The organism is Chitinophaga sp. YR573, from assembly GCF_900110995.1.
Classification (GTDB): domain Bacteria; phylum Bacteroidota; class Bacteroidia; order Chitinophagales; family Chitinophagaceae; genus Chitinophaga.
In genome coordinates this window covers 804,688-815,934 of the sequence record NZ_FOJF01000003.1, presented here as the reverse complement: position 1 = coordinate 815,934, position 11,247 = coordinate 804,688, and the positions used below count along the sequence as shown (strand labels likewise).

At 40.7% G+C, this 11,247-nt stretch carries 11 protein-coding genes; 1 reads left to right on the top strand and 10 read right to left on the bottom strand.

Annotated elements, in window-relative coordinates:
* Positions 1 to 36: 36 nt before the first annotated feature.
* From BMW86_RS29800 to BMW86_RS29785, 5 genes are all read right to left on the bottom strand, one after another.
* The gene (locus tag BMW86_RS29800) at positions 37 to 459 is read right to left on the bottom strand and encodes a MauE/DoxX family redox-associated membrane protein (protein ID WP_089787199.1); all 423 of its coding nucleotides are present in this window, start codon (positions 457 to 459) and stop codon (positions 37 to 39) included.
* Positions 456 to 1,469: a hypothetical protein gene (locus BMW86_RS29795; protein ID WP_089787197.1), complete on the bottom strand. Its 1,014-nt coding sequence runs from the start codon at positions 1,467 to 1,469 to the stop codon at positions 456 to 458. Before BMW86_RS29795 ends, BMW86_RS29800 begins: the two co-directional genes overlap by 4 nt.
* A gap of 64 nt (positions 1,470 to 1,533) precedes the next feature.
* On the bottom strand, positions 1,534 to 1,698 hold the full coding sequence (locus BMW86_RS32940) for a hypothetical protein (protein ID WP_177189437.1): 165 nt from the start codon (positions 1,696 to 1,698) through the stop codon (positions 1,534 to 1,536).
* A 196-nt stretch (positions 1,699 to 1,894) separates the two neighbouring features.
* Positions 1,895 to 3,187 (bottom strand): amidohydrolase, encoded by a 1,293-nt coding sequence (locus tag BMW86_RS29790; RefSeq protein WP_089787195.1) that lies wholly within the window; start codon positions 3,185 to 3,187, stop codon positions 1,895 to 1,897.
* A 38-nt stretch (positions 3,188 to 3,225) separates the two neighbouring features.
* Complete coding sequence (locus BMW86_RS29785) at positions 3,226 to 4,125, bottom strand: DUF6929 family protein (protein WP_089787193.1); 900 nt, start codon at positions 4,123 to 4,125, stop codon at positions 3,226 to 3,228.
* Positions 4,126 to 4,227: 102 nt separating this feature from the next.
* Here BMW86_RS29785 and BMW86_RS29780 point away from each other — a divergent pair, with 102 nt between their 5' ends.
* Positions 4,228 to 5,163 (top strand): helix-turn-helix domain-containing protein, encoded by a 936-nt coding sequence (locus BMW86_RS29780; RefSeq protein WP_089787191.1) that lies wholly within the window; start codon positions 4,228 to 4,230, stop codon positions 5,161 to 5,163.
* Here BMW86_RS29780 and BMW86_RS29775 read toward each other — a convergent pair.
* The 5 genes from BMW86_RS29775 to BMW86_RS29755 all read right to left on the bottom strand — a co-directional run bounded on the left by BMW86_RS29775 (position 5,146) and on the right by BMW86_RS29755 (position 11,209).
* On the bottom strand, positions 5,146 to 5,982 hold the full coding sequence (locus tag BMW86_RS29775; RefSeq protein WP_089787190.1) for an oxidoreductase: 837 nt from the start codon (positions 5,980 to 5,982) through the stop codon (positions 5,146 to 5,148). The two genes, BMW86_RS29780 and BMW86_RS29775, sit on opposite strands and share 18 nt — an antisense overlap.
* 102 nt (positions 5,983 to 6,084) lie before the next feature.
* The gene (locus BMW86_RS29770) at positions 6,085 to 7,716 is read right to left on the bottom strand and encodes a serine hydrolase domain-containing protein (RefSeq protein WP_089787187.1); all 1,632 of its coding nucleotides are present in this window, start codon (positions 7,714 to 7,716) and stop codon (positions 6,085 to 6,087) included.
* Between the two features lie 131 nt (positions 7,717 to 7,847).
* A complete protein-coding gene (locus BMW86_RS29765; RefSeq protein ID WP_089787185.1) occupies positions 7,848 to 9,419 on the bottom strand; it encodes a tetratricopeptide repeat protein in 1,572 nt (523 codons plus the stop codon).
* A 66-nt stretch (positions 9,420 to 9,485) separates the two neighbouring features.
* Entirely contained in the window at positions 9,486 to 10,586 is a 1,101-nt protein-coding gene (locus tag BMW86_RS29760; RefSeq protein ID WP_089787183.1) for a hypothetical protein, read from the bottom strand.
* Complete coding sequence (locus BMW86_RS29755; protein WP_089787181.1) at positions 10,583 to 11,209, bottom strand: ABC transporter ATP-binding protein; 627 nt, start codon at positions 11,207 to 11,209, stop codon at positions 10,583 to 10,585. The genes BMW86_RS29760 and BMW86_RS29755 overlap by 4 nt, the downstream gene beginning before the upstream one ends.
* Positions 11,210 to 11,247 lie beyond the last annotated feature (38 nt).

Below are 11,247 nucleotides of genomic sequence, written 5' to 3'. Positions count from 1 at the left end.
ACGCAATCGTTCCCGGTAATTAAGTTGGGAAAACAACTAATGTACGCGTCTATAGTTTTTACTGGTAAGTAATACGCCTGCGGCGGATAACAAGGTGAAGCAGATGTTAAATACAATATGTACGGGGTAAGGCATCTTTCCAAGAATGCCTCCACAGGAGCAGGGGATATTAGTGAAGAAGAAAAATAATGTGGATAGATAGAAGCTAAAAATTGCCATTACAAAAAAAGATAAAAAGAATCCGGTTTTGCGGGTGACAGGGAAATTCAATAATAGTACTATCAGGAATTCTGTGCCTAATACGACTGGGGCCAGCAGGTTCTTATCGTATTTCACGAGTAATGGTGATTTGCTCATGTCTGAAAGGAAAAGCTGATAGTCCATTGCTTTAAAAATGGCAGCATAGGTAAATAACATGGAGATGAGGATCACGATTATTGTGAGGATATGCTTTTTCATTTGCTTGTCAGCTTAAAAAGGAGAATGTTGTTTTCATAAACAGCGATCAGTGTATCTGCACTTTTGGCGAGTTGCAATACAGGTTTACTCTGGTAACCAGGGAATCTGAAACTACCTTCATAGTCACCGTTCTGAATATTATATACATCTACTGCCGGACCTTTGTAATTGCTGGCTACAGCATCTTCTGATAATACATAAGAGAGTATATAGAGGTATTGATCGTCGGCAGTGGCGGTGGAATTAACTACAATAGATTTACTGGACCTTGTGTATATGTTACCGCTTGGTACTGCAACATTCAAGGGTGGTGTATTATCAATGGTATGCATCAGTTTGATGTTGTTATTTGCTTCATCATACCTGATTATTCCTCCATTATAAAATGGAATATAAAAGTGATTACGGGTATTCCTGGTGTAAAAACCATCTGCGGAAAGTCCTCCATCTTCAAAACGGCGGAATTCATATAAGGTAGTATCCAGTGCAGGAGCGTTGAAGTTTCTTAGTTTTAGCTGTGCTACTTTTTTACTGGTATCGAAGCTCGTAATCATATAAGCAGTGTGAGAGATATCCTTGTATGCACGTGCAGTATCAGGATACATAATACTATCCAGTTTCCCGCTGCCAGGCTGGTAAGTAATGATCTTTTTCCCTGTATCGTCGAAGATGTAAAACGTATGTGTGCTGGTATCTACTTCCAGTCTGGTCACTATATCCAGTGGTAATATACTGTTCGTGAAGAAAGAATCTGTCTGGTGCAGATCTGTATTGTATCTGAAAATGGTTTTCTTACTATATACATATCCATAGATATTGCCTTGTGCCGCTTTCATAATACTTACCCTGCCCGGAAATAAAACAGTATCGACAGACTGCAATGTGAATCTATCGTAATTCCTTGTATGGCTTGTAAATATTCTATCGGGTTCGGCTCCTTTAGCAAGGATATACGTAGTGATCATTGCGCAGCATAACAGCGCAAATAGTATCAGCAAATCTCTTTTCATAAAGATAAGGCTGCAAGGGCAGCCTTTAACCTTTTAAATTTAATGGAATAAGTAATTCAATTTCTCAGGGGCAGAGCTGTGTTTTGATACCCCAGGCGCCAGTGGAATTACATTTCAGATCAGGTTCACAATGGCAATAAGCGATTCTTTTGGATTGATTTGCCTTAACAGCAACGGCTACAGTTGTGCCAACAGCAAGCACAAAAAGGAGGAAAACTAACTTTTTCATGTTTTCTTTTTGGGTTTTAAAAAATGATCAATATGTACAAGTGAATACTACAGGGTTATGGGTTAAGATTTAGATTATGTTGAGATATTCTGTTGAGTGAAACTAAGAAATACTTTTGAATTTTACAATATCCATAACAGGATATTTTTTAACCTTTTCAAATTGACTGTCGTTATGATGGCATTGAAAATCGCTATTAAAGCGATTTTCCTGCCATATAATCAAGTGTTAAATTACACAATGTCTTTACACCTAAAGTGAAACCACTTTCATCGATAAAGAAATCAGGGGTATGATGAGAGGGTGCTTTAAGCGGATCCTCGCCTTTAGGCATTCCTCCTAAGAAGAAAAATAGTCCGGGTACTTTTTCCTGGTAGAAACTGAAGTCTTCTGCACCGGTTACTGGTGGGCGCAATAATACATTTTCTGTACCGGCTGTTTTTTGTAAAGTTGGTAACATTTTCCGGGTAAGTTCCAGGTCATTAAAAGTAACCGGGTAATGGTTGCTGTAAGGTATTTTAACTTCGGCAGTAGCACCCAGTGCTTCGGCAGTCTTGGTAGCAATTTGTGTTACCCGGTAAACCAGTTGTTTTTCGTCGGCCGGAGTAAGGGAGCGTAAAGTGCCTAACATTTCCACTTTTTCCGGGATGATGTTTGAGCGGTTACCACCATTAATAGCGCCGATAGTTACTACGGCAGGGTTTTCGGTGACATTGATATTACGGCTTACTATTGTCTGCAGGCTGTTTATGATCTCTGCAGAGACAACAATAGGGTCTACGCTGGACCAGGGATAAGCGCCATGGGCAGACCTTCCTTTTACGATAATCTGCATGTCGTCAACGCCTGCCATTGTACCACCCGGGCGATAGCCTATTTTGCCGACTTCTGTCTGTGAATTAATATGTAAGCCAAATATAACGTCTACTTTAGGGTTTTCAAGTACGCCTTGTTTTACCATCTCTTCTGCCCCGCCCTTCTGGCCGGGTTCTACTCCTTCTTCGGCTGGCTGAAAAATGAACTTAACGGTACCATGTAATTCACTTTTCATGGATGAAAGCACCTGGGCTACACCCATTAGGATAGCCATATGTGTATCGTGTCCACAGGCATGCATGACACCCACTTCCTGACCATTATAGGTGCTCCTTACTTTTGAGGCGAAAGGTACTGGCGTACGTTCGGTTACCGGCAGACCGTCCATGTCTGCGCGTAAAGCGACTACAGGGCCTGGTTTGCCTCCTTTTAAAATACCGACCACTCCGGTTGTAGCGATGCCTGTTTGTACTTCTATACCCAGCGATTGCAGATGTTTGGCAATAATGGCTGACGTACGTACTTCATGGTTACCAAGCTCCGGATGTTCGTGAAAATCGCGGCGCCAGGTGATGACCTGGTCTTTTAATGCATCCGCCTTTTTACTGACTTCAGCGTTTTGTGCAAATGCAGGCACTACTGACATTAGTAATAGAATGGTTGATATTTTCATAGGCTGTATTTAGAGTAGTCAAGATAAGAATAATCTGATTAATTTCCTGACGCTTCCATCAGCATTTTGACATTAAATAGCCTGCTTTCACCCTGATCATTGTCAGCAATTAAATGAAGTATCAGTTCATTTCCATTAACAGACTCCACGCAAACCCCTTCTATTTTTTCACTTTTAAAGGCTGCATCCACCTCAGAGAGGTTAATCAATCCGTCCAGCATTATATCAGGCTGTTGTAGTTTTTGATTAATATCATTCACCCATCCGATATAACTATCACCAATAACGCCATCGTCATAAGCGTTATTAGTAGCCTCACTGGACATTGTAAACAACAGGATGTCCTTTGATTCCACATAACACAGCTCTGAAATCCCGGGAAATTCTCTGGTATTGAAAGGTATTACAACTGGCAATATAGAAAGGACTGCTTCGTTTTGCCGGAGCCAAAAGTTCTTTTCCGTTATAATAAGATGATTCTCGCGGTTAGCGTTATTCCCACGGTTACTTATAATAAGATGATCTCCGATGCAGGTAGCTCCCTCTATATTTATTTCCCCAATCCCTTTCATCTTTACCCTCTTTATAAACTCCGCATAGGAAAATGGTTGGGGAAGGCTGGCATCAGCTATCGGAATCAGCATTCCCTTTTCTCTTTCTTTACGTGATGCTGATCCCAAAATGAGTAAATGAATCTGATCATTTACATTTACTAATACAGCTGTTTCAAAGTCGGTTTTTTCAGCTTTGGGAATCCTTTTTTCTGAATAATCAAAAAGCCTTATTGCATCAATTTCCTGGTAATCAGTATCAAGTACCAGCATATTATTAGCATCATCTCCTGTTAGATATAATTTCCCATTATGGTAATTAATAGCAGATCCGGAGGGAAACTTATTCAGTAGTAAAGATTTTAATAATACAGTTTTTGTGTTCAATGTTGGTAGTTATAATTGTAAGAGGAGTGCTAATTTAGCAAATTCTCTCAATAACAACCAGCACTCTTCTTTTTCAGGTATATAATTATGTAACTTTAGTGCATGAATTCTTCTTCTATTCCGCTACTGGATCTTAATGATTTTACGCCATTCTTTTTTGAAGGTAGCGCTACGCCTGTAGTACAACAGGATTTTCTGGAAAGATCATTTCACATTTATAATAGAAAAGAAAATCCGCCTATTGATTACATGTCTCCCAACAGAAGAAAGTTTTACAAGATATTGCATGTTACCAAAGGAGAAGCTGTGCTTACAATTGGCTTGAATGAATATGTTATAAATAAACCGGCGATTGCGTTTATACATCCTGATAATATCATATCCTGGAAGAATAAATCAGGAGATCATGAAGGACATTTTTGTTTGTTTCATTTAGATTACCTGAATAGCTTTTCTTATTTACAGGATGCTCTCAGGAATTATCCGTTTTTTAAAGCAGATAAATCTGTGATAGCATTAAATACGGAGGAGTCTGCAAAAATAGAAGATTGTTTCAGAGAAATCAACCAGGAATATGGGTCTGATCGTGAGGATAAAAAGGAAGCTATTGGATTACAATTACAACTGATTTTATTCGAAGGGAAAAGAGCAGGGAATCATCTGGTCCATCAACAGGTGAATGAAACCTACCGGCACCTGCACGATTTCATCAATCTGCTGGAGGCTACTTTTGTGATTAACAGTCCTGCAGATAAGATCAGGTTAAAAACAGCTGCTGAATTTGCACAGGAGTTACATCTCCATCCTAATTATCTCAATACGTTGATCAAACAACATACAGGTAAAACCCTGAAAACACATATACAGGATCGTTTGCTCTATGAAGCGCAGGCTTTATTAAGATATACTGACTGGGATATCCAGGAAATCAGCAGCTGTTTAAGTTTTACAGAACAGGCAAACTTTGCGTTGTTCTTTAACAGGAAAACGGGTGTTTCTCCTTCGAAATACAGGGATGGGTTATTGGTAGTCCGTTGACAGGGTGATGTCTTTGTTAGCGTCAAAATCGGCCCTTAGCAGGTCTAATTTATAGTTAGCGTACTGGAGGGCATCTGAACCTAATAAAAGACGAAGAGGGGCATCTGCTCTTTCCCCGGTGCTGATAATCACTGCCGCTCCTTTTACAGGGTCTCCCTGTTGTGTTCCAGAGATATCCTCTGTATGTTTTCGTTTTGTTTCTGTTACTTCCGGATAGAAATCGTTCTGTTGTTTTGGTAAAGCGAAAGAACCACCTTTCAGGAAATTCGTTCTGAAATAGCCTGGTTCGATGATGGTTACTTTTATACCAAAGGGCTTTACTTCCTGGGCTAGTGCTTCTGAAAGCCCTTCAACTGCGAATTTAGAAGCACAGTAAATACCCCAGCCAGCCCCGGCGATTAATCCGAATACAGAAGAAATGTTGAATATATGTCCTGACCCGGCAGTACGCATGTGTGGTAAGACGGCCCTTGTAACACCTAATAAGCCAAATACGTTTACATCAAAGCTGGCTTGTACTTCTTCCCTGGAAGATTCTTCTATGCCGCCGATGAGGCCATATCCTGCGTTATTGACGAGGTAGTCGATATTTCCGAATTGCCGGATGGTTATATCAACGGCTGTCTTGATGGAGTTATCATCCAGCAGGTTCATTTCCAAAGGAAGAAACTGGCTGGAAGATGTATTTACAGCTTTCTTAAGGACATCGATATTTCGGGCAGTAGCTGCTACATTGTACCCTTTTGCTAATAGTTGTTGCACTAATTCAAGTCCCAGCCCTTGTGATGTACCGGTGACAAACCATGTTTTCTGTTTCATGTTATTTTTTTTACAAAGTAACTATGAAATCAGGGGCCGGGCTTTATCCTAATCATAGATATTGTTATCTATTTCAAAGATTGGGGGCTTTTATGTGCCATATTATAAAGCGGTAAACACTGTCTTCTTAAAAAGTATATTTTTTATTCTTCCATTTGTAAGCCTGAAGCCGGCTATCTTTTTTTGTTTGTCTTTGAAGAAGTCTATAGTCCCGTTGTTACTGCTGAATCTCTCCTGTGTAACAAAGTCCGGTTCAAAGGTAAAGTCGCCTAAACGCATATGATGCGCCACCAGTTTACCGTTCTCTACTGAAAACCTGTAGGCTGTTTCAAGTTCTGTGCTGTAATAAGTACCTGCGTATTGATTCAGTTCTGAAGGGGTTACTTTAACAGGGATGATTCTTGGGGCTATGATGTTGCGGTATTTGAGCGCATCCTTCCTGAAGGTAACAGATGAATGATAGGCCGGTACCCAGAGTACAGTATCAGACTTTACATCTGTAGAGAATTTATCTTCTCCATTGGCCTGTACCATCATTTGCCCGTTTTCAAGGGTAAAGGTGACATACCACCCTACCCCTAACTGGTAACTACCTGTGTATTTTTTCAATAATAACGTATCTACGTTCACTGTTGGCAGGGCGCTAAGGTCTTCCCGTTTTTGTTCGGGTGCAGGTGTAGTCTTTATGAATAATTTTTTTATAGCGGTCGTATTGGAATAAGGATCGAAATCACTGTTATTACTTAACAGGATGATAGCAATTTTTTGATCCGGATAATTGGAGATGATGGTACGAAAACCTGCCCATCCCCCATCGTGTGAGATACTATTATTGTTTACTTCCAGGCCGTAGGCGTAGTTGATCTTTTGTTTGTTATTGAGTGTATCCGTTTCAATCATCCTTACATAAACAGGATCTTTCTGGTCCAGCGACTGTTGAAAATGAATGACCCATTTAGATAAATCTTCTACAGTTGTAAATATAGAGCTGGAACCATAAGCCGTAAGTGCATCATTACTCTTATTATATCCATTACCGCTGGGGTAATACGAGCCAGCCAGATTTTTGATCACTTTTGAATAGTCTGCTGATACCTGTGAGGATTGCATGTTCAAAGGTTTGAAGATATGTTCTTCAATCCATTCCGGGAATGTTTTACCACTTACTTTGGCCACGATGGCTGCCAGCAGGTTATAACCGGTATTTGAATACGAGTATTTTGAACCCGGATCAAAATCGAGTTCCCGTTGCTGCTGCACCATTCGCATGATGTCCTCGTATCTGAAGGCTTCATCCCAGCGCCAGCCTGCGGCGTGTAAGGTGGCGGGCCAGTCTCTCAGTCCGCTGGTATGATGGATAAGATTACGGATGGTGATCGTTTTGCCAAACTGCGGTACGTCAGGCAGGTATTTATGAATATCATCATCAGGGGATATTTTCCCTTCCTGTATTAATGTTGAAATGGCAAAGCCTGTGAACTGTTTTGAGACTGAAGCGATATCAAAAACAGTGGTGGGTGTAACGGGGACATCGTATTCCAGGTTGGCTATCCCATAGCCTTTCTCGAATATCACCTTTCCTTCCTTTACAATTAAAACGGCTACGCCCGGGCTGTTGGTCCTGGTGTATACGTTGAATATCGAATCTATGTTTACCTGCAATGAATCGGGGGTATTTTGGGCAATACCGGGCAAACAGCTTAAAAGCAACATAAGGATGTAATATATTCTCATAGTATCTGATTATTATAAAGACGACCAAAGTTTACAAAGGTTGCATACTTATTCCATCAAGTTTGAGTAGTGAGAGTGTTCGGGGAGTGTTGTATAAGTCTCTCTAAACCCAATTACCAGCAAAAGAAGGTTCACATGTTAAAGGTTGATTTTAGCATATCCATAGCCTCAGTATTTTCCGGATCCATTTCAATAACTTTTTTTAACAGGGTAATAGCTTCATTATCCTGTTCCAGCATGTAATAACAGAGCGCTATGTTATAAAGCGTGCCGGCATTTTCTCCAAAGATAGCCATTGAATGATTATAATAGATGAGCGAGGCTTCATATGCATTCATATGGTACAATAACCCTGCGAGTTGGTCTGCAAGATCAGTTGTATCGAAAAGCGGAAAATGGGAGTCCCACACTTTGGCAATGGCTTTAATAAGCATATTCCTCTCGTTATCATCCCATTTTTCTGCCAGCGTGATGAGACGGGGGAGAAAATACAGGAATAGTCTGCTGTCGTAATAACTGAATCGCAGATAAGCCAGTATCTGTTGCAGCTCCATATTATCTATGTATTGATACTGATGACTGATGATAGTATAAAAATCATCCGGACCAAAATCAAATACTTCCCGTTGATAAGCACGTTTTGTTGATAGATATTTATCTGGTTCATTGAGGAGTAATAAACAGTTTACATTTACTGAAGCCGCTTTGTCTTCGGGGAATAAAGCGATTCCCCCGTTTTGTTCGCAATATGTTTTAAAGGAATGATAATTTACGCTCAGAGAGAAACTGCCATGATAGGTTATACGGGGAAGCTGTTTGTTTTCCAGTGCTGTAAAAGAAGGATCTCCTTTGTCAGCGGATAACAATAATATACCTTCCTTCGACAAGGCTCTCATACGGTGCAGGCAGTGTAAACCTGCTGTGGGGAATAATATATGCGTATTGGTAAGCTGCCGTTTGTAATTGTCTGTTATTCTTTGCAGATAAGGTTCTTCATGTGGTACTTGTTCTATCGAACGGTACTGGTAATTATATTGCAGGCTTGCCAGTGTTTCAGCCGCGTTCATTTCCTTCGGGTCTTTGTCTGTGATGAGAGAAAGCAGGCATTGCGACCATTGTCTTTTATCATCAATATAGTACAACTCCTGTGGAACACTGTCAAATACATAATTAGCTATTACTGCAAGTGGGCGGATTAGTGTACTTACGCTGATATTCTTTTTGCTGAAATGGAGATACAATTGTTCTGACTGATTTACATCCCATATAGCAACATCTGATAGTCCTTTCGCAAAGTACTCGCTGAAATAAGGATGAGCTAACCAGAATGCGGTATTAGCAGATGTAAAGTCTGTTAATATATAACAGAAGGACGTTGAAGCAATACCGTTTTGCTCACATAATAATAGTAGTCGTTTGAGAAAATGGAAAGCAAACCTGCCGGTACCTGCCCCCAATTCACAGATGTAAAGAGGTTCATCATCTGTTATAAAATGTTGGTCCTGCAGAAAAGAGAATATTATTTCGGCGTAACTGTTGGCGATTGTTGGGTTAGAGGTGATGTAGTGAGGGACTTCTCCTTCCCGCCATGCATCCACACCTTTTTCATTGAAATACTGGTGTTGCAGGTCCCATAATAATGATTTTGAGAATAATTGTGCATCCTCCAGTAAGTACCAGGTTTTATCTTTGTTTCCCTCCATGCCTGTAAAGAAAAGCCATTGGGAGGGAAAAAACCAATTACAGGCATGTACAAAGTGTATACATGTCTAATCCTGCCGGAAATAACCGCGATAGAAAAGGAAGAAAGATAAAATGAAGTTTATTGGTATCAACCATAACATATAACCATACATAATACCCCAGAACAACAGTAGAAACAAAACAAATACAGCCGGCAGGTACACCTGCATACTACTACCGTTCCGGTAACAGATACTACGCAGTAATTGTGCAATGCTGATACCCAGTAATAGTAAACCGATACCTGCCAGGGGCTTGAATGCGGTCAGTAACCAGGTGAATTCAGGTAATAAGAGGATGATATGGGTGAGAACGGAGTAAAAGTAGATACGTGTTATGCCGTAGGGGAAGTTACGCATAAAGCTCAGGTAGTCTTTCTCGAAATGATGTTCCTGGTAAATGAGCAGGGCATGTACCATGATAATCAGTAATACGGCAATAGCGGAAGTACGAAGGTCGTTCGGCATCCTTACAAATCCGATACTGATGATCATTATAATGAATGCTTTGGAGATCAGGTATGTGAGCTTGCGTTTATCGAATATATGGTAAATGAAAAGGGTAAAGAGAGGTTTCTTCCAGCGGCCAGGGATGACTGTTGGATGCGGCATATCTGCAAAACGGTTCGCCAATTGTACATAAATCAGGGCGCTTATAATAGTAAGTAACAGCAGGTAGCTGAATATCACCAATGGTAGTACGTAATGATGCCACATCAGACCAATAAAAAGCGCAAATACTGCGTATACAAAAGCAGGCATATTGATGAGCAACTGTATATAAAACCAGCTCCGGAATTGTTTACTGCGGCTCATGGCAGTACTGCTGTAATAGATGAACTGCTGTTCCGTACCAGATAATTGCAGAGAGACATATTGCCAGCTCTTTATATTATAAATCAGGCAGACTATGAAGAAAAGACACATGATCAACGGATTGCTGACCAGTGTAATAGTGATCAGTTGCTGAAAATATGCCATCCAGTCCTGCGGTATTGCTCCAAGTGTATTGATGAAAAAGCAATAGCTGATGAAGGTGACAAACATGAATAACAGCATACCTGCGTGCATCCTGAAGAATCCATAAGTAAAGATCCTCATTAATACCACCGTCAATGGCTGTTTCATGGTTCAACCAGTTTAAGGGTTTGTTCTGCCACCAGCAATGTACCAGTGGTTTTTAAACTACCGGCTTCCGGTTCCTGGTGAGAGGATAATAAGAAGCTGGCGTTACTCTCCCGTATCCATTTATATAATACCAGCAGAGAGGCACTGTCCATTGTTATCAACGGTTCGTCCAGAAGGATGAGAGAAGGGTTTCCTATGAAGGCCAGCACCAGGGATAGCTTTTTTAACATCCCACTGGAATAGGTGCTTACAGGATCGTTTATATAATCCTGCATCTGCATGCTGCTGATATAACCTTCCGCCTGGGCTTGTGTACCATTTTTTGCGCTGATGAACAGTTCCGTCATTTCCCGGCCGCTGAGATAAGGCGGAAAGACAGGTTCTGCTTCTGCGAAATTGACCAGGCTCCTATAAGCCCTTGTTTGTCTTTTTACATTCAGACTGTTACTTAATACTATGTCTCCTTCAAAGTGTAAAATACCAGCCAATGCTTTTAACAGCGTGCTTTTCCCGGAGCCATTTACCCCTTTGACCCAATAGATACCGGGAGAGATACGAAGATCGTCGATAGCGAGTACCAGACGGTGGTGGTAGTGTTTTTTGAATTGTTGCAGATGTAGCATACAGCGTGAAAAACTTATAATTGCAATTTAGGATTGTA

Excerpts from the sequence above, each read along its gene's own strand:
- BMW86_RS29800 (WP_089787199.1), bottom strand. The coding sequence starts at position 459 with ATGAAAAAGCATATCCTCACAATAATCGTGATCCTCATCTCCATGTTA.
- BMW86_RS29795 (WP_089787197.1), bottom strand. The coding sequence starts at position 1,469 with ATGAAAAGAGATTTGCTGATACTATTTGCGCTGTTATGCTGCGCAATG.
- BMW86_RS32940 (WP_177189437.1), bottom strand. The coding sequence starts at position 1,698 with ATGAAAAAGTTAGTTTTCCTCCTTTTTGTGCTTGCTGTTGGCACAACT.
- BMW86_RS29790 (WP_089787195.1), bottom strand. The coding sequence starts at position 3,187 with ATGAAAATATCAACCATTCTATTACTAATGTCAGTAGTGCCTGCATTT.
- BMW86_RS29780 (WP_089787191.1), top strand. The coding sequence starts at position 4,228 with ATGAATTCTTCTTCTATTCCGCTACTGGATCTTAATGATTTTACGCCA.
- BMW86_RS29775 (WP_089787190.1), bottom strand. The coding sequence starts at position 5,982 with ATGAAACAGAAAACATGGTTTGTCACCGGTACATCACAAGGGCTGGGA.
- BMW86_RS29770 (WP_089787187.1), bottom strand. The coding sequence starts at position 7,716 with ATGAGAATATATTACATCCTTATGTTGCTTTTAAGCTGTTTGCCCGGT.
- BMW86_RS29765 (WP_089787185.1), bottom strand. The coding sequence starts at position 9,419 with ATGGAGGGAAACAAAGATAAAACCTGGTACTTACTGGAGGATGCACAA.
- BMW86_RS29760 (WP_089787183.1), bottom strand. The coding sequence starts at position 10,586 with ATGAAACAGCCATTGACGGTGGTATTAATGAGGATCTTTACTTATGGA.
- BMW86_RS29755 (WP_089787181.1), bottom strand. The coding sequence starts at position 11,209 with ATGCTACATCTGCAACAATTCAAAAAACACTACCACCACCGTCTGGTA.